Consider the following 21,730-nt stretch of genomic DNA (forward strand, 5'->3'; position numbering starts at 1 on the left):
TCGGCAGGTGGCGTGGCTAAGTCTGGGTTCAACTTCTTGACACCATTCAGGCTGGCTCCATGCGTTTGCTCACTTTTCTTGCGTTCCTTCTGTTTCCGATCTCGGCTCAGGCCGCGTGCGAGGGGGTGGACCTGCGACCGCAACTGCCCGAGGAAACCCGGACCAAATTGCAAAGTGCAGTGGCCCAGATCGCTTATCCCGAAGGCAATCACTGGATTGCACGCAAGGGCGGCACGGTTTTGCACATCATCGGCACGCTGCACAGTTACGATCCGCGCATGGAAGGCGTAATTGACCGCCTGTCGCCCGAACTCAGCAAAGCGGACGCCTTTTATTTCGAAGTCACCCAGGACGACATGGACGCCTTCGAAAAGACCATGGCCAGCGACCTGAGTGCAGTGATGATTACCTCGGGCCCTACGTTGATCGACCTGATGGCGGAAGACGACTGGGATGCGCTGTCCGCAGCCCTGGCCCAGCGCGGCATCCCCGGCTGGATGGCTGCGAAGATGCGCCCGTGGTTCCTGACCATGATGCTGAGCATTCCGCCCTGCATGATCGAGGACCCGAATGCGACTTATGGAATGGACGCCCGCCTGAACGATCTGGCCGTCGAACAAGGTATCCCGCAGCACTCGCTGGAACGAATCGAAGACCTGATGGCCATGTTCGACAGTCACCCGCTGGAAAAACAGGTCGAGTCGCTTGTGCGCCTGTCCGGGGCGATGCAGGGCAATGCGGACCAGTTGGCCACCATGGCCAACGCGTATCTGGAAGAAAAGCACGCCGAGATCATACAGCTTGCCCGCCTACAGGGGCTGGAGCAGTCGGGCCTGAGCCCCGAGGCCTTTGACGCGGAATGGCGCAATTTCGAGCAGCAGATGCTGGTGCAGCGAAACGCCAACTGGATGGCGCAGATGCTGGACATCAGGGATCAGACAGTTGTGATTGCGGTCGGCGCGGGGCACCTGAGTGATGATTATGGCCTGCTGAACCAGCTGGAAGAAGCCGGATACGTTCTGACACGCGCCGCATTCTGAACGGGCCCGGCGGTTTTCAGACCAAGCGTCGCAGACGGTGGTCTGCGGCGTGACAACGGCATTTACCCGCCCTATAAGGCGCGCAAATTCTCATTCCGCAGGACTCTGACATGACGACGCTAGTATTTGGCCACAAATCCCCCGACACAGATTCCACAGGTTCGCCGATCCTGTGGTCGTGGTACCTGAACGAGGTCAAGGGTGAGCAGACCGAACCCGTACTGCTGGGTGAACCCAACACCGAAGCAACATTCATGCTGGAAAACTGGGACCTGCCCAAGCCGCGGATCCTTGAGGACCTGCCCGCGGAAACCCCGGTAGTTATCGTCGACACCAACAACCCCGCCGAACTGCCGGCCAACATCAACGACGCCGACATCCGCGCCATCATCGATCATCACAAGCTGGTCGGTGGCCTGGAAACCAAAGGCCCGATCGACATCACAGTGCGCCCCCTGGCCTGCACCGCCACCATCATGGTCGATCTGATGGGCGAAGATGCGGCCAAGATGCCCGACGCCATCAAAGGCGCCGCGCTTACCTGCATTCTGTCGGATACTCTGGAGTTCCGCTCTCCTACCACCACGGCGCATGACCGCGAGGTTGCAGAACGTCTGGCGGCCGAGCTCGAGCTGGACATTTCGGCATATGCAGCCGACATGTTTGCGGCGAAATCGGATGTCTCGTCCTTCTCGGACGCCGAGTTGATCCGCATGGACAGCAAGGAATACGAGGTCGACGGCACCAAATTCCGGGTCTCGGTTCTGGAAACCACCGCCCCCGGCGTCGTTCTGGACCGCAAGGCCAGCCTGGCGGACTCGATGGTGGAAGTTGCCAAGGAAGACGGCGTCGATCAGGTGCTGCTGTTCGTGGTTGATATCCTGAACGAAGAGGCCACCCTGCTGGTCCCCAATGATCTGGTCAAAGCCGTGGCCGAGAAAAGCTTTGGTGTTACCGTGGACGGGGACGCCGTCGTTCTGCCCGGTATCATGAGCCGCAAAAAGCAGATCATTCCGAACCTCAAGGTCTGATTTCCGTACAAATCGAATTCATAGGGCGCCCCAGCGGCGCCCTTTTTAGTGTTCGACCGCCTCAGATTCTTCCGACCAAAGGTACAGATTTCCGTCGCGGCGATAGAAGATCATTTTGTGATCTTTGAACAAGTCATCCTCGGTGATCTCTTCCCAATCCGTGGAGTCGCTATTCAGGACTTTGCGGAAATATTGAATACACAGATTGGTCACACCCACCCACAAGAGATCACCGGGGCATGGTTCTCCTTGTTGGGGCTCAAAGGTGTCAGCCCGGAACTCAAAACACGTCTCGAACGGGTAGATACCCCTGCATCTTTCGGCGGCATAATAGAAAATTTGATACGTGAAGAAGTTTGCTCTGGCTGTATTCGCAAGGAACAGAATTTCGCTCCACTGAGTTTCATTCCTTTCGAGATAATAGTACGGCGTGAAAATCTCATAGGCTGTTGCAAAAGCAAAAACCCTTTCGCCAATATCCCTCATATATTTGTATGGCCTGTATGTCAGCGTACTCCAGTCTCGAATGTCAAAACGATCGTCTGGCCTCTTGGGAATGACATCCTCTTCGGCAAAGATTGCCTTGGCAAAAATAAGGTTCACACCCTTTTGCCCGGAATTGCGGGCTGACGTTGTAATCTTGACCGGCACAATCCCTTCACCCACGGGCTTACCAACATCTGCTGAAACGTTCACTTCGAGCACGTAGTTCTTTTTGACCTCGAACAGACCAAATTGAAAAACTGCCCATAGCCCGGCAAGCGTGATGGCAACGATTTGGAACCATCGGAAAAGCACATCGGTCGTACTGTGGGTTTTGGTATTATCCCCCATGTCACGCTCCGCAAATTCTTTAAAACATTCGCATTACTATACCACAGAACCCTTTTTCGACGAATTACAGGACCGCAGGCGAAGGGTGCGGGATGGTCATTTGGCCCGTGCTTTGGCATAGCTGTCGCCAACGCGATATCAGACCCAGAGGCCCCCATGACCCAGATCGTTTCCTCGCTTTCCGAGATCTCGGACCGTTACAAGGCATTGTTCGTCGACCTTTGGGGCTGTGTTCACAACGGCATCACGGCCTACCCCGAGGCCGTCGAAGCGCTGAAGGCCTATCGTGCCAAGGGTGGACTGGTGGTTTTGGTCACGAACTCTCCCAAACCTCGCGCCGGGGTGGCAGAGCAACTCGTGCAATTCAACGTCCCCGCCGACGCGTATGACACCATCGCCACCAGCGGGGATTCCGCGCGCTCGGCGATGTTCCGGGGTGCTGTGGGGCACAAGGTTTACTTCATGGGCGAGTGGCAGCGTGATGCGGGCTTTTTCGAACCGCTGAAACTGCTGGATCATCCCATCCATATCGAGCGTGTGCCGCTGAAGGAAGCCGAGGGTATCGTCTGCTGCGGCCCGTTCGATCCGATGGCCGACCCGGATGTGAACCGGCCGGATTTCCTGTACGCCAAGCAGATGGGGATGAAACTGCTTTGTGCGAACCCTGACATTGTTGTCGACCGCGGAGAGGTGCGCGAATGGTGTGCCGGTGCTTTGGCCAGGCTGTACACCGAAATGGGCGGTGAAAGCCTGTATTTCGGCAAACCGCATCCCCCGATCTATGACCTGGCCCGACGCCGGTTGCAGGAACTGGGGCACGATATCCCCGACAGCGACATTCTGGTGATCGGCGACGGCCCCCATACGGACATTCTGGGCGGCATGGGAGAGGGCATTGATTCTCTGTTCATCTCGGGCGGGCTGGCTGCGGCCGAGACAAAAACGTCGCATCATCCGCATCACGAATCCCTAACCGCCTATATTGAAAGGGAAAAGATCAATCCAACCTACACGATCGGGCGCTTGAGGTAGCAAGAAAAGACTTGATTTTCTGCAACTGCGAAGTAATAAAGTTGCCAACCTTGGCCAAATGATGGTTTTTTCTTTCACGGCCGATTTCGAGTGAGGGCAACATGTTGGACAATCTTCCGCGCGGAACGATCTGTATCGAAGACATCGAAATGGGCATGTCCCGCCACCTGCGCAAAGTGGTGACGGATGAAGACATCGAAATGTTCGCGCAGGTCTCGACCGACCGGAATCCGGTGCATCTGGACGACGACTATGCCCGCGATACGATCTTCGAAGGCCGTATTGCCCACGGAATGCTGACGGCGGGTCTGATCTCGGCCGTGATCGGTGAACAACTGCCGGGCCACGGTACCGTCTACATGGGTCAGTCACTGAAGTTCCTGGCGCCTGTGCGCCCGGGTGACATGGTCTATGCCGAGGTGAAAGTGATCGACATCGATTTCGCCAAGCGCCGCGTCAAGCTGGACTGCCATTGTTCGGTCGAGGGCAAGAAGGTCCTGATCGGCGAAGCCATGGTGCTTGCCCCGTCGCGCAAGTTCGACTGACCCGCAAACACAGTCTTGCAAAAGGCGCCCGACCGGCGCCTTTTTTGTTTGGACACTCAACTGGACGCAAGGTCGTCAGGAAGAACGGGTTCGTTTTCGTCCCTTCAGCGCACCTGATTCCAGTATGATTTCAGACACCACGTGTTCACGCCTGTAGGCCATCACGTGAACCCCGGAAACACCGGCGATGTCCCGGATCTGCTGGATCAGTTCGATACAGATCTTCTTGCCCTCTTCAGCGGGCTTTTCGGCCTTTTCCATCCGCTCGATGACATGATCCGGGATGTGAATTCCGGGCACATTGCTGCGCATCCAGCGTGCCGCGCGTGCCGAAGCGATGGGACCCACGCCAGCAATGATGAACACTTTTTCGTCCAGGCCGGCATCGCGCACCCGATCCATGAACTTTTCAAAAAGCGGAATGTCGTAGATGTAATTGGTCTGAATAAACTCGGCCCCCGCTTCAACCTTCTTTGCAAGACGTTCCGGGCGCCAGTCATAGGGCGGTATGCAGGGGTTTTCCGCCGCACCCAAAAACAGTTGAGGGGGACGCGTGATCTTGCGGCCTGAAAGTAACTTTCCCTGATCGCGCATCGTTCGGATCGTCCGCAGCAAGGTCAGGGAATCGAAGTCGAACACCGGTTTTGCCCCCGGTTGATCCCCAACCCCGACACCGTCGCCCGTCAGGCACAATACGTTGCTGACGCCCAGCGCCGCAGCCCCCAGAACATCCCCCTGAATGGCGATCCGGTTCCGGTCTCGGCAGGAAATCTGATAGACCGGAGAATACCCCGCGCGGGTCAACAACGCACAGATCCCTAACGAGGACATGTGACAGTTGGCACCAGACGCATCGGTTGCATTGATCGCATCCGCCACTTCGCCCAGCGGCTGTGCCGCCTGAAACACATCTTCGGGGTCAGCACTGTCTGGCGGGTTCAGTTCCGCGGTCACGGCAAAACGACCCGAGCGCAGAACTCTTTCCAGTCGACTGTGCGAGACATAACCTTCGGGAACAGGCACATAGCCGATCGGCTCGACCTCGCTGCGATGGGCGTCGTTCATTTCTTCAGCTCCCGGTTCACCGCATTGGGGGGTTCAGCAGCCAGAGGTGCCGCAGAGGGTTCATTTTCGCGCGCCTCCGGGAACGCCTGCGCAAGCGTTTCGCGTGCAGCGTCACGGGCCTCGCGTTCCTGTGCTGCAATCTCGCGGCTGACCCGCAACCAGGATGATGACCCCTTCAACATGTGTTCCACCGGCGGAAGGACCTCTTTTATCTTGTCGCCCCCGTGTTGCATACGGCTGGCCCCGTTCCAGGCCAAGGCCCAGACACATTTCATGTCGGGTTTGACCTCGCAGAACTCACCGGGACGTACACCGCCGCATGGGCCGTTGCGCAGTTGCTTGGGGCAGTTCATCGGGCAGGACATACCCGTCGAAGACAAAACGCATTGCCCGCACATCTTGCAATCAAACAAAAGGCTTTTGACGCCTTTTTCGACCAACGCGATGGGGCGTTCAACGCGGTTGTAGCCGATCTTTGCAAAGACCGGATCCATCGCGACCATGCCCCGTTCGACACATTTGTAGATCCACTCGAACGCACGGGCGTTGCGAATCGCGAACAGTCGCAATCGATACATGGTCTGCCTCCTGTGCTGGGTTCATTTGAACCTGGCCGGGCCATCGTCCGCCCCCAGCGTGGTCCGAGGGCCGGAAACCCAGTCTACACCCAGTATTTTTTTGGGATCAAGCAGTTGGCCGCATGTCGCACGGCATTCCGGGGATGCCCTGTGTGCAATCAGGTCTGACGAAGGGTTTTGGTTTGTTTCGCAAGGACGCATGCCTTGAATTCAAACTGCCGCTTGAACAAATGGCAACGCAACGCTACGCAATCGCCTATGCAGATCATCCGGGATTTCCAGTTTGTCGAGCCAGAAGATCGCGGCGCCAGCGTTGCGATCGGGAATTTTGATGGCGTCCATCTGGGGCATCAGTCGGTCATCGAACTGGCCCGCGACGCGGCCCCGGATGCGCCACTGGGTGTCATGACCTTCGAGCCGCATCCACGTGAGTACTTTGCGCCGGATTCTCCTCCGTTCCGCCTGATGCGCGGCAATGCGCGGGCGCACCGGCTTGAAAAGCTGGGTGTGAAGAAACTGTACGAGCTGCCGTTCAACGCGGCGCTGGCCGGGCTTTCCCCCGATGAATTCGCGCGCAACGTGATTTGTGACGGGCTAGGCCTGTCCCATGTCGTGGTCGGGGCCGATTTCTGTTTTGGCAAGGGCCGCAGTGGGACGGCGGACGATCTGGTTCGGTTCGGGCAAGAGATGGGATTTGGCGTGACGATTGCCCCGTTGATGCAGCGGTCGGAAAACGTGGTCTCGTCAACCGCCATCCGCACCGCGTTGAGCGAGGGTCGCCCAAGGGATGCCGCCGCGATGCTGGGCCATTGGCACAGGATCGAAGGCGAGGTGATCGGCGGCGAGCAGCGCGGGCGGGAACTGGGTTTTCCAACCGCGAACATGTCCATCGAAGGGCTCCACCCGCCGAAATTCGGCGTCTACGCGGTATTGGTCGACGTGCTGGATGGCCCGCATCAGGGCAGTTATCACGGTGCGGCCTCGGTTGGGGTGCGCCCGATGTTCCATGGCGAAGTGCCAAACATTGAAACCTTCCTGTTCGACTTTTCCGGCGACCTGTACGGGGCGACCTTGTCAGTGGGGCTGATCGAATTCCTGCGCCCTGAAATGACATTTGACGGGCTGGATGGTCTGATCGCGCAGATGAATGCCGATTGTGAGCAGGCCCGGGGCATTCTGGCCGCCCTATGAGCGCTGATCCGATTGAACGCACCGGCCTGCCCGCCCGGTTCTGGGAGCGCAAACCCCTGCGCAAGATGAACCAGCGCGAGTGGGAGGCCCTGTGTGACGGCTGTGGCAAGTGTTGCCTCAACAAGCTGGAAGATGAAGACTCGGGCGAAGTTGCCCTGACCTGTGTCGCCTGCCGTCTGCTGGACGATGAAAGCTGCCGCTGCACGCAATACGACATCCGGCATCAATTCGTGCCTGAATGCATCGTCATGACACCCGACAGTATTGACGAACACGCCTATTGGTTGCCGCAAACCTGCGCGTATCGGCTGCTGTGGGAAGGCAAAACGCTTTACGACTGGCACCCTTTGATATCTGGTACGCCGGACAGCGTGCATGCCGCAGGCGTTTCAGTTCAGGGGCGCACGGTGTCCGAGTTCGAAACCCCCATGGAAGAGTGGGAAGACTACATTATCGAGGAGCCTAGCTGATGTATTTCGCATCTGACAATTCCGGGCCGGTTCACCCTCAGGTCATGGCCAAACTGGCCGAGGCCAATCAGGGCTATCAGATGGCCTATGGCGCCGACACGATGATGAACGAGGTACGGGACCGCATTCGCAGCATCTTTGAAGCGCCGGGGGCTGCCGTCTATCTCGTCGCAACGGGGACAGCGGCAAATTCGCTGGCCCTTGCCACGTTGTCCAACCCCTGGGAAACGATCTTCTGTTCTCCGGTTGCCCATATCCATGAAGACGAGTGCAACGCGCCCGAGTTTTACACCGGGGCCAAGCTGACCCTTGTTCCCGGCGGCGACAAGATGTCACCGGACGCGTTGCGCGGGTCCATCCTGGGCGAAGAAACCCGCGGGGTACACGGGCCGCAGCGCGGGCCAGTGTCGATCACCCAGGTCACCGAGCGCGGATCGGTCTATTCGCTGGAGGAATTGCAGGCGCTGTGTGGGGTCGCAAAGGAATATGGCTTGCCGGTCCATCTGGATGGGGCCCGGTTCAGCAATGCTCTGGTGGCCCTGAATTGTTCTCCGGCTGACATGACATGGAAAGCCGGGGTGGACGCGGTCAGCTTTGGCGGCACGAAAAACGGGCTGATGGGCGTTGAAGCGGTAGTATTCTTCGACGAGAGCAAAGCCTGGGAATTCGAGCTGCGGCGCAAGCGCGGGGCGCATCTGTTTTCCAAGCATCGCTACCTGTCCGCTCAGATGGCGGCTTATCTTGAGGATGATCTGTGGCTGAAGCTAGCGCGTCAGGCCAACGCAAACTGTGCCCGGCTGGCCGACGGCCTGCGTGCAAAAGGGGCCGAGTTCCTGCACGAACCACAGGCCAATATGATCTTTGCCGCTTTTTCACGCGCGAAGCACAAACAGCTGCATGAGGCCGGGGCGATCTACCACCTCTGGGGGGCCGAGCTGGAAGGTGATGATGACGATGAAAGCCTTGCATGCCGACTGGTCTGCGACTGGTCGATCGGGACAGCCGAGATCGATCAGTTTCTCAGCCTGTTGTAACACCCGTTCCGCGGCCAGCTTTCCAGAGCTTCCGAAGCAGCGCGCTGGTTTCACGGGGGTGCGAAATGGGCAGCATGTGCCCCGCACCTTGAACGACCTCATGGCGTGCGTTCGGTAGACGACGCTGCAATCCATCACAGATTGCGGGGATCGTCGGATGGGTCTTTGATCCGCTCAGCAACAGGGTTGGCATCGATACGCGCTTGCATCTGTCGGGGTCAAGCAACCCGGCGCGGTCATCGTACAGAACGGGGTAAGACGCAGGAACAACATGAATCCCACGCACCATTCCGGCGCGCGTCCGCTCTGGCAGGTCCGGCCATTTTGGGCCGATACCGGTGCTCCACATCCGGTTGAACAACCGCGCGGCCAGCGCTTCGTCGCCTGCTTGGAACGCTGCTTCAATCGGTTGTGACTCTCGCCGGTGCTGATAGTACAAATGGGGCGCGTCCTGTTTTGCCACAGCAAAGAACACGGGCTCGATCAGGGTCAAGCTTCGAACAAGGTCCGGATGCTCGATGGCCAGTCTGAGCGCAACGATCGCCCCAAAGGAATGGCCCACCAGATCCATGGGCTTGGTCAACTCGACCGCCGCCAGACCTGTCACAGCGTCAAAGAAATCGCTTTGACCGTCCCAATCCGGACTGCGCCCATGAGACAGCATATCAGGTGCAACAAGACACACGCTGCCATCCAATGCCTTGGACAGGCCAGACCACGCGCCGGAATGCGCAATGGTGCAATGAAGGGCAAGCACTTTGCGCCCTCCGTCGCCCAATCGTCTGACGAAGACGGATTGCATCGCCGTCGGGGTTGTCATCCTTTCATCTCGGACAGATGCCGATCCAGATCATCCAGGCGATCCTGCCCCCAGAACCTTTGACCGTCCGGCGTGATGTAGAACGGCGCGCCGAACACGCCGCGATCCACGGCTTCTTCCAGATTGGCGGCATAGGTCTCGGCCCCAACCAGCAGTCCACTGTTGGCCAGTTCCGGGTCAAACCCGGCATTTGCCAGGCAGTCCCGGATCACATCATCCTGAGCGACGTCTTTTTCTTCGGCCCAGCAGGCGCGCAGGATCAACTGGCACAACTTGCCCACGTCGCCCGAACCATCCCTGATCGCGGCGATGATCGCATAAGAAGACGGTGCCATGTTGGTCGGCCAGTGCGCCGGTTGCAGGTTGAACTCCATCCCCAGTTTCTTCGATTGGCGCAGCAATTCCTGAGCGCGGTATTCGATGCGCGAGATATGACGGTCTTTTGGCGGCGTACCCCCGGTGCGTGCGAACAGTGCCATGATGTCCAGCGGTTTGTAGCTGATCGATGCTCCACGTTTCGCCGCAATCTCTTCCAGCCGGTTTCCAGCCAGGTAGCTATAGGGCGAAATTGTCGCAAAATAGTAGTCAATCCGGGTCATGTTCACTTTCTCCGCTGCGTTACCTTTGCGGGACGGTAAGGCCATGCTAAGCGGTGTCAACATCACGAATCTGTCACATTGCCATTGCTGCCCGGGGACCTCAGCCGATGCCGACACTTCACGAACCCAAGCTTATCGCTGGGAACGCCAACCTTCCACTTGCCGAAACCATCGCACGCCGCATGAGCCTGTATCGCGGCGTTGACCAGGGATTGGTCGATGCGCGCGTTGAACGTTTCAATGATGGCGAGATCTTCGTCGAAGTGTTCGAAAACGTACGCGGCGAGGATATGTTCATCATCCAGCCGACCTCGAACCCGGCCAATGACAACCTGATGGAGCTGCTGATCATCGCCGACGCGCTGCGCCGTTCGTCGGCACAGCGGATCACCGCCGTGATCCCGTATTTCGGCTATGCCCGCCAGGATCGCCGCACCAAGGCCCGCACGCCCATCAGCGCCAAGCTGGTGGCCAATATGCTGACCGGTGCAGGGATCGAGCGGATTCTGACGATGGATCTTCATGCCGCGCAGATTCAGGGCTTTTTCGATATGCCCGTCGACAACCTCTACGCCTCGCCGATCTTTGCGCTGGATGTCAAAAACCAGTTCAAGGACAATCTGGATGAAATCATGGTGGTTTCACCCGACGTCGGCGGTGTGGCCCGCGCACGTGAACTGGCCAAGCGCATCAATGCCCCCTTGTCGATCGTTGACAAGCGTCGCGAGAAAGCAGGGGAAGTCGCGGAAATGACCGTTATCGGGGATGTGAAGGACAAGATCTGCCTGATCGTCGACGATATGTGTGACACCGCCGGAACGCTTTGCAAGGCCGCGCAGGTCCTGTTGGACAATGGCGCCAAGGAAGTTCACTCCTACATCACGCACGGCGTCATGAGCGGCCCGGCGGTCGAGCGGGTGACGAACTCGGTCATGAAGTCACTGGTGCTGACCGATACGATCCAGCCGACGAAAGAGATATTGAAGGCAAAGAATATCCGCATCGTTCCCACTGCGCCAATCTTCACCCAGGCGATCCTGAACATCTGGAACGGAACCAGTGTGTCTTCGCTGTTCGAAGACAAAACGCTGACCCCGATCTACGAATCCATGTATCAGATGGATTGAGCAACAGGGGGGCGACCGAACATGTCGCCGCCTGATTTCCGAAATACCGATTGCGCAGATATCTGACCATGGGGCGCGATCGGCGACACAAGTGGAAACACCCCCATGACTGCCAACAAACGTATTGTTCTTTCCAGCGATCACGCGGCAATCGAGCTGCGCCTGTCCGTGGCCAAACACATCGCGCAACAAGGTTGGGACGTGGTTGATATCGGCCCGACAACCCCGGAAAGCACCCATTACCCCAAGCACGGCAAAGCCGCGGCGCAGGTCGTTGCCTCGGGCGATTGCAGCTTGGGTATTGTCCTCTGCGGCACCGGGCAGGGTATCATGATGGCTGCGAACAAAGTGCCCGGCATCCGCTGCGGCGTTTGTTCAGACACATTCTCGGCCCGCATGATCCGTCAGCACAACAATGCCAACATGCTGTCGATTGGCGCGCGGGTTGTCGGTGAAGGTCTGGCGCTGGACATCGTTGACGCATTTCTGGGTGCCGAATTCGAAGGCGGCCGCCACGCCACGCGCGTGGACATGATCGAAGCGCAGGACGACTGAGCCCAATCTGTCGTTCAAACGCCCGAAAAAAAGGGCACCCCCGGATCAGGAAATACTCCAGTCGTCCGGGTGTGCCACCTCTCCTATCGCAGTCCAGCTTGCGCGGATGCGGGCAATCCGCGTGTCGGACCAGGTCCGGAATACTGCGTCGAATCCTACGGTTGTGATATGTTCGGCCTGAACTTCGGCACGTAGCGCCGAGGACGTGTCCACATCCCACAGAGAGATCCCGATCTGCACCACGGGCGGGGTTCGAAATGCTTCTTTGAACCGAATGGGGGTTCGGCGTTCGCGCGGCCCCTGCCCGGTCCACATTTCGCCGCCTTCGGCAAATTCCGAAAACAGGACATTCTCGCCCTGCGCAATTCCAATCGGATGGGTTAGGAACTTTTTCATCATATCATCATTATTCTTGAATTCCCGTAACTTACCCCGGCATTTCGGCAAAAGCACGACAAAAAAACGGCCCCGCATCTGCGAGGCCGCTCAATTTTTTCACTGGTGGGCCCGTTACAGGCTCATATGTGTTCCAAGCGCTTCCATGTCGGCCAGCAGCTTGGCTGCATCGTCGACGATGGTCTGATCATCGCCACCCTTGGCTGCCTCATGCGAGGCGCGGGCGTCTTCGATCAGCTCGTCCAGATGCGCGCGGGTCACTTCATCCACCGGGATGGCCTTTTCGGCCAGAACCGACAGGCTGTCGCCGTTGATCTGGGCAAACCCGCCGGTGACCAGGTATTCGCTGGACCCTTCGGGTGCCTCAACCTTCAGCAGACCGGGGCGCAGCGTGGTGATGGTGGGGGCATGATCGGGCATTGCCGTCATGTCCCCGTCCGCGCCGGGAATCTGGACCGCCGTCGCGCTGAGCGAAGCAAGGCTCCGCTCGGGGCTGACGAGGTCGAATTGCATCGTGTTTGCCATCAGGGACACTCCTTAGGCGGCTTCTGCGGCCATCTTTTCCGCTTTGGCGATCACGTCGTCGATACCGCCTACCATCAGGAAGGCCGCTTCGGGCAGGTGATCGTATTCGCCGGCCACAACGGCCTTGAACGACGAGATGGTGACATCCAGAGGAACCTGAACGCCGGGCGAACCGGTGAAGACCTCGGCCACGTCGAACGGCTGCGACAGGAAGCGTTCGATCTTACGGGCACGGGCCACGGTCAGTTTGTCCTCTTCCGACAGTTCGTCCATGCCGAGGATGGCGATGATGTCCTGCAACGACTTGTAGCGCTGGAGGATCTGCTGAACGTCGGTCGCAACCTTGTAGTGCTCTTCACCAACGATGGCCGGGTCGAGCAGACGCGAGGTCGAGTCGAGCGGGTCAACGGCCGGATAGATACCCTTTTCCGAGATCGCGCGGTTGAGAACGGTGGTCGCGTCGAGGTGCGCGAACGAGGTTGCCGGCGCAGGGTCGGTCAGGTCGTCCGCAGGCACGTAAATCGCCTGAACCGAAGTAATCGAGCCCGACTTGGTCGAGGTGATCCGTTCCTGCAAGGCGCCCATGTCGGTGGCCAGCGTCGGCTGGTAGCCCACCGCCGAAGGAATACGACCCAGCAGAGCCGACACCTCGGAACCCGCCTGCGTGAAGCGGAAGATGTTGTCGACGAAGAACAGAACGTCGGTACCGGACTGGTCGCGGAACTGTTCGGCCAGGGTCAGACCGGTCAGAGCAACACGTGCACGCGCACCCGGAGGTTCGTTCATCTGGCCGTACACCAGGGCCACCTGGCTTTCCGACAGATTGTCGGGCTTGATGACGTTCGATTCGATCATCTCGTGGTACAGGTCGTTCCCTTCACGGGTCCGTTCACCAACGCCCGCGAACACCGAGAAGCCCGAGTGCACTTTTGCGATGTTGTTGATCAGTTCCATGATCAGAACGGTCTTGCCCACACCGGCGCCGCCGAACAGGCCGATCTTGCCGCCTTTGGCGTAGGGCGCCAGCAGGTCAACCACCTTGATGCCGGTGACCAGGATTTCCGACTCGGTCGACTGTTCGTCGAACTCGGGCGCGGGCTGGTGGATGGCGCGGGTTTCGGATGCTTCGACCGGGCCTTTTTCGTCGATCGGTTCGCCGACCACGTTCAGGATGCGGCCCAGGGTGGCGTTGCCGACCGGCACCGAGATCGGTGCGCCGGTGTCGGTCACGGCCTCGCCGCGGACCAGACCTTCGGTCGCGTCCATCGCGATGGTGCGGACAGTGTTTTCACCCAGGTGCTGAGCAACTTCCAACACCAGGCGCTTGCCGTTGTTGGTGGTTTCCAGCGCGTTCAGAATTTCAGGCAGCTGATCTTCGAAGTGCACGTCGACGACGGCCCCGATGATCTGTGTGACTTTGCCTTTTGCATTCGCCATGTTTCGTCTCCGGTTTTCTTACAGCGCTTCGGCGCCGGAAATAATTTCAATCAGCTCGTTGGTGATCACGGCCTGACGCGAGCGGTTGAACTGGATCGTCAGCTTGTCGATCATTTCACCCGCGTTGCGTGTCGCGTTGTCCATCGCGGACATCCGTGCACCCTGTTCAGACGCCCCGTTTTCGAGCAGAGCCGAGAAGATCGCAGTCGCAACCCCCTTGGGCAGCAGGTCGGCCAGAATGGCTTCTTCGCTGGGCTCGTAGTCGAAGATGGCACCGCTGTCGTCACCCGCCGCTTCGTCCTCGAACGAGGCGGGGATGATTTGCTGTGCCGTCGGGATCTGGGTCACGACGTTGACGAACTTCGAGTAGAAGATCGTGGCAACGTCGAACTCACCCCCGTCGAAGCGTGACAGGATGTCCTTCGCGATGTCCTGCGCGTTGGCATAGCCCAGACGCTTGACCTCGCTCAGGTCCACATGTCCAACGAACAGATCGCCCAAATCACGCTTGAGCGCGTCGCGGCCTTTCTTGCCGACGGTCAGAACCTTGACCGTCTTGCCCTTCAGGCGCAGCTCTTCCGCCTTGGCGCGGGCCAGCTTGGCGATGTTCGCGTTGAAGCCGCCACACAGGCCGCGTTCAGCTGTCATGACAACCAGCAGATGGACATCATCACTGCCCGTACCCCGGAGCAGCTTGGGGGCGCTGTCGCTGCCCCCGACCGAAGCCGCCAGCCCCGCCATCACGGCATTGAACCGTTCGGCATAGGGGCGCGAGGCTTCGGCAGATTCCTGGGCGCGGCGCAGTTTCGCGGCCGCGACCATCTGCATGGCCTTGGTGATCTTGCGGGTCGATTTGACCGACTCGATCCTGTTTTTAAGGTCCTTCAGACTAGGCATCAGAACCTCCTATCAAGCGAAGGTCGCGGCGTATTCGTCGATCGCTGCCTTAAGCTTGTCTGCCGCGTCACCCTTGATCTTGGGATCTTCGTCGGTGATCCACTGAAGCAGGTCAGCATGCTTGCCGCGCAGATGCGCCAGCAGGCCGGCCTCGTAGCGGCCCACATCCGAAACGTCGATCTTGTCGAGATAGCCGTTGGTGCCGGCGAAGATCACGCAGACGATTTCCGCGTTGGTCAGCGGCGAATACTGCGGCTGCTTCATCAGCTCGGTCAGGCGTGCACCACGGTTCAGCAGTTGCTGGGTGGCGGCGTCGAGGTCGGAACCAAACTGCGCAAAGGCAGCCATTTCGCGGTACTGAGCCAGCTCCAGCTTGACCGGACCGGCAACCGATTTCATCGCGTTGGTCTGAGCCGACGAACCCACACGCGAAACCGACAGACCGGTGTTCACGGCAGGACGGATGCCCTGATAGAACAGTTCGGTTTCCAGGAAGATCTGGCCGTCGGTGATCGAGATCACGTTGGTCGGAATAAAGGCCGAAACGTCACCACCCTGGGTTTCGATGACCGGCAGAGCGGTCAGCGAGCCCGCGCCGAAATCTTCGTTCAGCTTCGCCGAACGTTCCAGCAGACGCGAGTGGAGGTAGAAAACGTCACCCGGGTACGCTTCACGGCCCGGCGGGCGGCGCAGCAGCAGCGACATCTGACGATACGAAACAGCCTGCTTCGACAGGTCATCATAGATGATCAGCGCATGGCGGCCGTTGTCACGGAAGTATTCCGCCATCGCAGTCGCGGCGTAGGGTGCCAGGAACTGCATCGGTGCCGGGTCCGAAGCGGTCGCGGCAACGACGATCGAGTATTCGATGGCGCCGGATTCTTCCAGTTTCTTCACCAGCTGCGCAACGGTCGAACGCTTTTGACCGATCGCTACGTAAACGCAGTACAGTTTCTTCGACTCGTCGTCGCCGGCTGCGTCGTTATAGCTTTTCTGGTTCAGGATGGTGTCCAGAGCAACGGCGGTTTTACCGGTCTGACGGTCACCAATGATCAGCTCACGCTGGCCACGGCCGATCGGGATCATCGCGTCAACCGATTTCAGGCCGGTTGCCATCGGCTCGTGAACCGATTTACGAGGGATGATGCCGGGGGCTTTTACGTCTGCAACGCCACGCTTGGTTGCGTTGATCGGGCCTTTGCCGTCCAGCGGGTTGCCCAGACCGTCCACAACGCGGCCCAGCAGCTCGTCGCCGATCGGAACGTCCACGATCGAGTTGGTGCGCTTGACGGTGTCACCTTCTTTGATGTCACGGTCGGAACCGAAGATAACGACACCGACGTTGTCGCTTTCCAGGTTCAGCGCCATGCCCATGATGCCGCCGGGAAATTCGACCATCTCACCGGCTTGCACATTGTCCAGACCGTATACACGGGCAATCCCGTCACCGACGCTCAGCACGCGACCGATCTCGGCCACTTCGGCTTCCTGACCAAAATTCTTGATCTGGTCCTTCAGGATTGCAGAAATCTCTGCAGCTTGGATTCCCATTTATCCGACCTCTTTCATTGCATTCTGTAGGGAGTTCAGCTTCGAACGGATCGAACTGTCGATCATTTTCGAGCCCACTTTAACGACAAGACCGCCGATGAGGCTTTCATCCACGGTCGCATTGATTGTCACCGTCTTGCCCACGCGCTCGGACAGTGTCTTGGACAGTTTTTCCATCTGGGTCTTGGTCAGCGCCTTGGCCGAGGCGACCTCGGCGGTCACTTCGCCGCGCTCTTCGGCCAGCATGTCGCGCAGAACCTTCAGCAGTTGCGGCAAGACGAACAGGCGGCGCTTCTGCGCCATCAGACCCAGTGTGTTGCGCAGGATGGGGTTCAGACCCATCTTGTCTGCGATCGCAGTGATCGCGCCTTCCTGTTCAGCGCGGGACACCAGCGGCGAGGCGATCAGGTCGCGCAGCTCTGCACTGTCGTCCAGCGCTGCTGCCAGATCATTGATGCCGGATTCCAGACCTGCAAGGTCGTTGTTCTCTTTTGCGATCTCGAAGATCGCGGTGGCATAGCGCTCGGCGATGCCAGTGGAAATCGAAGCTGGTTCGGACACGTCCACCCTTCCGATATTTTGGGCCCCGAATTCGCGTGCGGCAGCTACCCCGGGGGCGTGAAGAAACCCCGTCCTTGAAGGGCGGGGATCAAAATCACCGGGGATGTAGCAGAGCCGAACCAACCAAGCAATACGCTATAGCGGTAACAGAATTATCCACAAATTGTTATTTTTCATGAACTTACGGCAAGTGCGACGGTTTGAACACATTGGCCCAGTTGAAAAATGTTACGAATATGCAGGTTTTTGCGATTCCTGTGACTTTTTTTCCTCTGTTTTTCACATGGAATTGCCCGGGTTTGTCAGGCGGGCTTCAGCAAGCCGTCAAGCGCCTTGATCGGCTTTTTGACCGCATCCTTGGTCACGCTGCCGCTTGGCGGGCGGATATGTTTGCTGACTTCGACCATCAGCACCCCACCCGCCATCACCGTCGGAATCCGCTGGCCGGTCTTTTCGATCAGATTGCCGGATTTCAACCAGAAACGCCGGAATGACGGAGGCATGTACAAGGCCGAGCAATGCACCTCGGGCAGAAAGTGATGCGCCTTGAGCTGGTTTTCCAACTGAGTTGCAGAGTACGGACGTCCGAACCCGAACGGGGTCTTGTCCGACCGTGACCACAGGCCCGCCCGGTTGGGTACGATGAATACGGCCCGGCCACCGGGACCCAGCACGCGCCAGCATTCGTCAAGCAACTGGTTTGGCCTTTCCGACGTTTCCAGCCCATGCATCACCACAAGCTTGTCCACGTGGCCGGTCTCGATCGGCCAGAGGGTTTCTTCGGTCAGGACCGAAACGTTGGGCATACCTGCCGGCCAGGGCATCACGCCCTGTGGTCCCGGCATCAACCCGATGACCCGGCGCGCATCCGACAGGTAGGGGCGCAGCAAAGGGACCGCGAAACCGAATCCCGCCACTGTCTGGCCCTTTGCTTCGGGCCAAAGCTCGATCAGACGCCCGCGAATAGCCGCCTGCGCCGCACGCCCCAGTGTGCTGCGGTAATAGAAGTTCCTCAGATCCTGTACATCAAGATGCATTGCGGACATCCGGTCAATCGGCTTAGCTGGGCGCAGTCTAGCAATGAAAGGGCAAAAAGCCATGCCTCTTGAAATCGTTACAATCCCTTGCCTGAGCGACAATTACGCCTTTCTGGCGCATGACGCCGTCACTGGCCAGACCGCCCTGATCGACGCACCCGAGGCCGGACCGATCCTGAAAGCGCTGGATGACAGGGGGTGGTCACTGTCACATGTTCTGTTGACCCATCATCACTGGGATCACGTGGACGGGCTGGCGGAAATATTGGCCAAACAGCCGGCTAAGGTCATCGGGGCCGCTGCTGACGCAAATCGCCTGCCGCCGCTGGATCAGCAGGTCACCGAGGGGGACAGTTTCGAGATAGGCGGCGAACCGGTTCAGGTTCTGGACGTTTCCGGGCATACGGATGGCCATATCGCTTTCTACATGCCGCAGAGTTCTGCCGTGTTCACCGCCGACAGCCTGATGGCGCTGGGTTGTGGACGCCTGTTCGAGGGCACGCCCGCACAAATGTGGGCCTCTCTGAGCAAGCTGGCCGCCCTGCCGGACGACACTTTGGTCTGTTCAGGGCATGAATATACACAATCCAACGCCAAATTCGCGATTACTGTCGATCCCGAAAACCAAGCCTTGAAAGATCGCATGGCGGATATCGACCGCGCGCGTGCCGCCGGGAAAGCCACTGTTCCTTCCATTCTGGCCCTTGAAAAGGCCACAAATCCGTTCCTGAGGGCCGCCGATCCGGCGATTCAGGCGAAATTGGGTATGGTCGGCGCTGACCCCAAGGCCGTTTTTGCCGAAATCCGGGCTAGAAAAGACAGGTTCTGATGCCTATTTCCCCCTCTTCACGGCCACGGTCACAACAAATGTGACTGTCAAGTGAAAGAAAACCCTTGAAGCCGCGCCACGATCAACCAAACTCTAATAGTATGAGGACATGGTTGGGATGGGGTTCCGGCCGAAAGCCCGCCCCTTTCTGACCCAAGACAGAGGAGCACCCGCGTGCCTTCATTCTCGAGCACATTGGAACAAGCCATCCACGCGGCCTTGGCGGCTGCGAATGAACGGCGCCATGAATTCGCAACGCTGGAGCATTTGCTGCTGGCCCTTCTGGAAGAACCCGATGCCGTGCGCGTCATGAAAGCGTGCAGTGTCGATCTGGAGGAGTTGCGCAGCACTTTGGTGGAGTTCATCGACGAGGACCTTTCGAATCTGGTCACCGATATCGACGGATCCGAAGCCGTACCCACCGCAGCGTTCCAGCGCGTCATTCAGCGCGCGGCGATCCACGTTCAAAGCTCGGGCCGGACCGAAGTGACCGGCGCCAACGTACTGGTTGCCATATTCGCCGAACGCGAAAGCAATGCCGCCTATTTTCTGCAAGAGCAGGACATGACCCGTTACGACGCGGTCAATTTCATCGCGCATGGTGTCGCCAAAGATCCGGCCTATGGCGAAAGCCGCTCGGTATCCGGTGCGGATCAGGTGGAAGAAGACGCCCAGACCACATCCGGTGAAGCCGAACAGAAAGAAAGCGCGCTTGGAAAATACTGCGTGGATCTGAACGCCAAGGCTCGAGCTGGCGATGTCGATCCGCTGATCGGACGCTCGGACGAGGTGGAACGCTGCATCCAGGTGCTGTGCCGCCGCCGCAAGAACAACCCGCTGCTGGTGGGGGATCCGGGTGTGGGTAAGACCGCCATCGCAGAAGGCCTTGCGCACAAGATCGTCGGTGGCGAGGCCCCCGACGTGCTGGCCAACACCACGATCTATTCGCTGGACATGGGCGCGCTGCTGGCCGGAACCCGCTATCGCGGTGATTTCGAAGAACGTCTGAAAGCGGTTGTGACCGAGTTGGAGGATCACCCGGACGCGGTGTTGTTCATCGACGAGATTCATACCGTGATCGGTGCCGGGGCGACCTCGGGCGGGGCTATGGATGCCTCGAACCTGCTGAAGCCTGCGCTTCAGGGCGGCAAGCTGCGCACCATGGGCTCGACCACCTACAAGGAGTTCCGTCAACACTTCGAAAAGGACCGTGCGCTGAGCCGCCGGTTCCAGAAGATCGACGTGAACGAACCTTCGGTGGAAGACAGCGTCAAGATCTTGCGCGGGCTAAAGCCCTATTTCGAAGAGCATCATGACATCAAATACACCGCCGATGCCATCAAGACGGCGGTGGAGCTGTCGGCCCGCTATATCAACGACCGCAAACTGCCCGACAAGGCCATCGACGTGATCGACGAGGCCGGCGCGGCGCAGCATCTGGTCGCGGAAAGCAAGCGGCGCAAAACCATTGGCGTCAAAGAAATCGAGGCGGTTGTCGCCAAGATCGCGCGTATCCCGCCCAAGAACGTCACCAAGGATGATGCGTTGGTGCTGAAAGACCTCGAAGCCTCGCTGAAACGGGTGGTGTTTGGTCAGGATCTGGCCATCGAGGCGCTGTCCAGCGCGATCAAACTGGCCCGTGCCGGTCTGCGCGAACCTGAGAAACCCATCGGCAACTACCTGTTCGCTGGTCCTACCGGGGTCGGGAAAACCGAGGTGGCGAAACAGCTGGCGGATACGCTGGGTGTGGAGCTTTTGCGGTTCGACATGTCGGAATACATGGAGAAGCACGCGGTCAGCCGCCTGATCGGTGCCCCTCCGGGCTATGTCGGGTTCGATCAGGGTGGTTTGCTGACCGACGGTGTTGACCAGCATCCGCATTGCGTGTTGCTGCTGGACGAAATCGAAAAAGCGCATCCGGACGTGTTCAACATCCTGTTGCAGGTGATGGACCATGGCGAGCTGACCGATCACAACGGTCGCACGGTGAACTTCCGCAATGTGGTTCTGATCATGACGTCGAACGCCGGCGCGCAAGAGCAGGCCAAAGCCGCCATCGGTTTCGGGCGCGATCGGCGCGAAGGCGAAGACACGGCCGCGATCGAGCGCATGTTCACACCGGAATTCCGCAACCGTCTGGACGCCGTGATCTCCTTCGCACCGCTGCCGAAAGAGGTCATTTTGCAGGTGGTCGAGAAATTCGTCCTACAGCTTGAGGCGCAACTGCTGGATCGCGGCGTGAGCATCGATCTGACGCCCAAAGCTGCCGAGTGGCTAGCCGACAAGGGATATGACGACAAGATGGGTGCACGCCCGCTGGGACGTGTCATTCAGGAACATATCAAGAAGCCTCTGGCCGAGGAGTTGCTTTTCGGCAAACTGGCCAAGGGCGGTGTGGTTCGTGTCTCGGTCAAGAAGGGCGAACTGGATCTTGAAATTCTTGGGCCGGACCAACGGCGCATTTCAGGAGACAAGCCACCTCTATTGACGGCGGACTGACCGGAGAACAGACAATTCCTTCAAAGCCCGGCGATCACCATCGCCGGGCTTTTTCTCTGTCGGCAGCATGATTTTTC

General features: G+C 58.9%; 23 protein-coding genes. 11 read left to right on the forward strand and 12 right to left on the reverse strand.

The genetic code is table 11. The features are described from left to right. The first annotated feature begins 59 nt into the window (after positions 1–59). Complete coding sequence (locus AC2FF8_RS05925) at positions 60–1,040, forward strand: TraB/GumN family protein (RefSeq protein WP_496879173.1); 981 nt, start codon at positions 60–62, stop codon at positions 1,038–1,040. Between the two features lie 110 nt (positions 1,041–1,150). Continuing rightward, positions 1,151–2,071, forward strand: coding sequence for a manganese-dependent inorganic pyrophosphatase (locus AC2FF8_RS05930; RefSeq protein WP_257599288.1), 921 nt, complete (start codon positions 1,151–1,153; stop codon positions 2,069–2,071). A gap of 45 nt (positions 2,072–2,116) precedes the next feature. Here the strand turns inward: AC2FF8_RS05930 and AC2FF8_RS05935 are convergent, their stop codons facing one another. Continuing rightward, positions 2,117–2,905, reverse strand: a complete 789-nt coding sequence (locus AC2FF8_RS05935) for a hypothetical protein (RefSeq protein ID WP_496879174.1) — start codon at positions 2,903–2,905, stop codon at positions 2,117–2,119. 156 nt (positions 2,906–3,061) lie between these two features. Between AC2FF8_RS05935 and AC2FF8_RS05940 the strand changes: the two genes are divergently transcribed. After that, a complete protein-coding gene (locus tag AC2FF8_RS05940; protein ID WP_171168937.1) occupies positions 3,062–3,937 on the forward strand; it encodes a TIGR01459 family HAD-type hydrolase in 876 nt (291 codons plus the stop codon). Between the two features lie 101 nt (positions 3,938–4,038). Further along, complete coding sequence (locus AC2FF8_RS05945; RefSeq protein WP_117872517.1) at positions 4,039–4,482, forward strand: MaoC family dehydratase; 444 nt, start codon at positions 4,039–4,041, stop codon at positions 4,480–4,482. Between the two features lie 75 nt (positions 4,483–4,557). Here AC2FF8_RS05945 and AC2FF8_RS05950 read toward each other — a convergent pair whose 3' ends face one another. Continuing rightward, positions 4,558–5,547, reverse strand: a complete 990-nt coding sequence (locus AC2FF8_RS05950; protein ID WP_496879175.1) for a methylenetetrahydrofolate reductase — start codon at positions 5,545–5,547, stop codon at positions 4,558–4,560. After that, complete coding sequence (locus AC2FF8_RS05955) at positions 5,544–6,125, reverse strand: methylenetetrahydrofolate reductase C-terminal domain-containing protein (protein ID WP_496879176.1); 582 nt, start codon at positions 6,123–6,125, stop codon at positions 5,544–5,546. The genes AC2FF8_RS05950 and AC2FF8_RS05955 overlap by 4 nt, the downstream gene beginning before the upstream one ends. Before the next feature lie 258 nt (positions 6,126–6,383). Here AC2FF8_RS05955 and AC2FF8_RS05960 point away from each other — a divergent pair, with 258 nt between their 5' ends. From AC2FF8_RS05960 to AC2FF8_RS05970, 3 genes are read left to right on the forward strand one after another with little or no spacing between them, the layout of a single operon-like run. Further along, positions 6,384–7,316 carry a bifunctional riboflavin kinase/FAD synthetase gene (locus AC2FF8_RS05960; protein WP_496879177.1) on the forward strand — a complete coding sequence of 311 codons (933 nt, stop codon included), beginning with the start codon at positions 6,384–6,386 and terminating at the stop codon, positions 7,314–7,316. Beyond that, entirely contained in the window at positions 7,313–7,786 is a 474-nt protein-coding gene (locus AC2FF8_RS05965; protein WP_496879178.1) for a YcgN family cysteine cluster protein, read from the forward strand. Before AC2FF8_RS05960 ends, AC2FF8_RS05965 begins: the two co-directional genes overlap by 4 nt. Further along, a complete protein-coding gene (locus tag AC2FF8_RS05970) occupies positions 7,786–8,820 on the forward strand; it encodes a threonine aldolase family protein (protein ID WP_496879179.1) in 1,035 nt (344 codons plus the stop codon). The genes AC2FF8_RS05965 and AC2FF8_RS05970 overlap by 1 nt, the downstream gene beginning before the upstream one ends. Here AC2FF8_RS05970 and AC2FF8_RS05975 read toward each other — a convergent pair. Continuing rightward, positions 8,807–9,640, reverse strand: a complete 834-nt coding sequence (locus tag AC2FF8_RS05975; RefSeq protein WP_496879180.1) for an alpha/beta fold hydrolase — start codon at positions 9,638–9,640, stop codon at positions 8,807–8,809. The two genes, AC2FF8_RS05970 and AC2FF8_RS05975, sit on opposite strands and share 14 nt — an antisense overlap. Continuing rightward, positions 9,637–10,239: a 2-hydroxychromene-2-carboxylate isomerase gene (locus AC2FF8_RS05980; protein WP_425078844.1), complete on the reverse strand. Its 603-nt coding sequence runs from the start codon at positions 10,237–10,239 to the stop codon at positions 9,637–9,639. Before AC2FF8_RS05980 ends, AC2FF8_RS05975 begins: the two co-directional genes overlap by 4 nt. Before the next feature lie 107 nt (positions 10,240–10,346). Between AC2FF8_RS05980 and AC2FF8_RS05985 the strand changes: the two genes are divergently transcribed. Both AC2FF8_RS05985 and rpiB read left to right on the forward strand, forming a co-directional pair. Further along, on the forward strand, positions 10,347–11,366 hold the full coding sequence (locus AC2FF8_RS05985) for a ribose-phosphate pyrophosphokinase (RefSeq protein WP_152459007.1): 1,020 nt from the start codon (positions 10,347–10,349) through the stop codon (positions 11,364–11,366). 105 nt (positions 11,367–11,471) lie between these two features. After that, positions 11,472–11,921: a ribose 5-phosphate isomerase B gene (gene rpiB / locus AC2FF8_RS05990; protein WP_170346044.1), complete on the forward strand. Its 450-nt coding sequence runs from the start codon at positions 11,472–11,474 to the stop codon at positions 11,919–11,921. Between the two features lie 45 nt (positions 11,922–11,966). Here rpiB and AC2FF8_RS05995 read toward each other — a convergent pair whose 3' ends face one another. From AC2FF8_RS05995 to AC2FF8_RS06025, 7 genes are all read right to left on the reverse strand, one after another. Then, the gene (locus AC2FF8_RS05995; protein WP_496879181.1) at positions 11,967–12,317 is read right to left on the reverse strand and encodes an H-type lectin domain-containing protein; all 351 of its coding nucleotides are present in this window, start codon (positions 12,315–12,317) and stop codon (positions 11,967–11,969) included. Between the two features lie 114 nt (positions 12,318–12,431). Further along, positions 12,432–12,842: a F0F1 ATP synthase subunit epsilon gene (locus tag AC2FF8_RS06000; protein ID WP_170346042.1), complete on the reverse strand. Its 411-nt coding sequence runs from the start codon at positions 12,840–12,842 to the stop codon at positions 12,432–12,434. A 12-nt stretch (positions 12,843–12,854) separates the two neighbouring features. Then, a complete protein-coding gene (atpD, locus tag AC2FF8_RS06005; protein ID WP_170346041.1) occupies positions 12,855–14,279 on the reverse strand; it encodes a F0F1 ATP synthase subunit beta in 1,425 nt (474 codons plus the stop codon). A gap of 18 nt (positions 14,280–14,297) precedes the next feature. Further along, positions 14,298–15,176, reverse strand: coding sequence for a F0F1 ATP synthase subunit gamma (locus tag AC2FF8_RS06010; RefSeq protein WP_170346040.1), 879 nt, complete (start codon positions 15,174–15,176; stop codon positions 14,298–14,300). Positions 15,177–15,188: 12 nt separating this feature from the next. Beyond that, complete coding sequence (atpA, locus tag AC2FF8_RS06015; RefSeq protein ID WP_170346039.1) at positions 15,189–16,727, reverse strand: F0F1 ATP synthase subunit alpha; 1,539 nt, start codon at positions 16,725–16,727, stop codon at positions 15,189–15,191. After that, the gene (locus AC2FF8_RS06020; protein WP_170346038.1) at positions 16,728–17,288 is read right to left on the reverse strand and encodes a F0F1 ATP synthase subunit delta; all 561 of its coding nucleotides are present in this window, start codon (positions 17,286–17,288) and stop codon (positions 16,728–16,730) included. Between the two features lie 302 nt (positions 17,289–17,590). Beyond that, the gene (locus AC2FF8_RS06025) at positions 17,591–18,325 is read right to left on the reverse strand and encodes a class I SAM-dependent methyltransferase (RefSeq protein WP_152459015.1); all 735 of its coding nucleotides are present in this window, start codon (positions 18,323–18,325) and stop codon (positions 17,591–17,593) included. 61 nt (positions 18,326–18,386) lie between these two features. Between AC2FF8_RS06025 and gloB the strand changes: the two genes are divergently transcribed. Further along, positions 18,387–19,154 carry a hydroxyacylglutathione hydrolase gene (gloB, locus tag AC2FF8_RS06030; protein ID WP_480683669.1) on the forward strand — a complete coding sequence of 256 codons (768 nt, stop codon included), beginning with the start codon at positions 18,387–18,389 and terminating at the stop codon, positions 19,152–19,154. 174 nt (positions 19,155–19,328) lie between these two features. Next, positions 19,329–21,653 (forward strand): ATP-dependent Clp protease ATP-binding subunit ClpA, encoded by a 2,325-nt coding sequence (clpA, locus tag AC2FF8_RS06035; protein WP_425078847.1) that lies wholly within the window; start codon positions 19,329–19,331, stop codon positions 21,651–21,653. Positions 21,654–21,730: the final 77 nt, after the last annotated feature.

It is taken from the genome of Ruegeria sp. YTSA144 (assembly GCF_059610125.1).

Excerpts from the sequence above, each read along its gene's own strand:
- rpiB (WP_170346044.1), top strand. The coding sequence starts at position 11,472 with ATGACTGCCAACAAACGTATTGTTCTTTCCAGCGATCACGCGGCAATC.
- atpA (WP_170346039.1), bottom strand. The coding sequence starts at position 16,727 with ATGGGAATCCAAGCTGCAGAGATTTCTGCAATCCTGAAGGACCAGATC.
- AC2FF8_RS05945 (WP_117872517.1), top strand. The coding sequence starts at position 4,039 with ATGTTGGACAATCTTCCGCGCGGAACGATCTGTATCGAAGACATCGAA.
- AC2FF8_RS06025 (WP_152459015.1), bottom strand. The coding sequence starts at position 18,325 with ATGCATCTTGATGTACAGGATCTGAGGAACTTCTATTACCGCAGCACA.
- AC2FF8_RS05955 (WP_496879176.1), bottom strand. The coding sequence starts at position 6,125 with ATGTATCGATTGCGACTGTTCGCGATTCGCAACGCCCGTGCGTTCGAG.
- AC2FF8_RS05930 (WP_257599288.1), top strand. The coding sequence starts at position 1,151 with ATGACGACGCTAGTATTTGGCCACAAATCCCCCGACACAGATTCCACA.
- atpD (WP_170346041.1), bottom strand. The coding sequence starts at position 14,279 with ATGGCGAATGCAAAAGGCAAAGTCACACAGATCATCGGGGCCGTCGTC.
- AC2FF8_RS05965 (WP_496879178.1), top strand. The coding sequence starts at position 7,313 with ATGAGCGCTGATCCGATTGAACGCACCGGCCTGCCCGCCCGGTTCTGG.
- AC2FF8_RS05950 (WP_496879175.1), bottom strand. The coding sequence starts at position 5,547 with ATGAACGACGCCCATCGCAGCGAGGTCGAGCCGATCGGCTATGTGCCT.
- AC2FF8_RS05940 (WP_171168937.1), top strand. The coding sequence starts at position 3,062 with ATGACCCAGATCGTTTCCTCGCTTTCCGAGATCTCGGACCGTTACAAG.
- AC2FF8_RS06010 (WP_170346040.1), bottom strand. The coding sequence starts at position 15,176 with ATGCCTAGTCTGAAGGACCTTAAAAACAGGATCGAGTCGGTCAAATCG.
- AC2FF8_RS05960 (WP_496879177.1), top strand. The coding sequence starts at position 6,384 with ATGCAGATCATCCGGGATTTCCAGTTTGTCGAGCCAGAAGATCGCGGC.
- AC2FF8_RS05925 (WP_496879173.1), top strand. The coding sequence starts at position 60 with ATGCGTTTGCTCACTTTTCTTGCGTTCCTTCTGTTTCCGATCTCGGCT.
- AC2FF8_RS05995 (WP_496879181.1), bottom strand. The coding sequence starts at position 12,317 with ATGAAAAAGTTCCTAACCCATCCGATTGGAATTGCGCAGGGCGAGAAT.
- AC2FF8_RS05970 (WP_496879179.1), top strand. The coding sequence starts at position 7,786 with ATGTATTTCGCATCTGACAATTCCGGGCCGGTTCACCCTCAGGTCATG.
- AC2FF8_RS05975 (WP_496879180.1), bottom strand. The coding sequence starts at position 9,640 with ATGACAACCCCGACGGCGATGCAATCCGTCTTCGTCAGACGATTGGGC.
- AC2FF8_RS05985 (WP_152459007.1), top strand. The coding sequence starts at position 10,347 with ATGCCGACACTTCACGAACCCAAGCTTATCGCTGGGAACGCCAACCTT.
- AC2FF8_RS05980 (WP_425078844.1), bottom strand. The coding sequence starts at position 10,239 with ATGACCCGGATTGACTACTATTTTGCGACAATTTCGCCCTATAGCTAC.
- gloB (WP_480683669.1), top strand. The coding sequence starts at position 18,387 with ATGCCTCTTGAAATCGTTACAATCCCTTGCCTGAGCGACAATTACGCC.
- AC2FF8_RS05935 (WP_496879174.1), bottom strand. The coding sequence starts at position 2,905 with ATGGGGGATAATACCAAAACCCACAGTACGACCGATGTGCTTTTCCGA.
- AC2FF8_RS06000 (WP_170346042.1), bottom strand. The coding sequence starts at position 12,842 with ATGGCAAACACGATGCAATTCGACCTCGTCAGCCCCGAGCGGAGCCTT.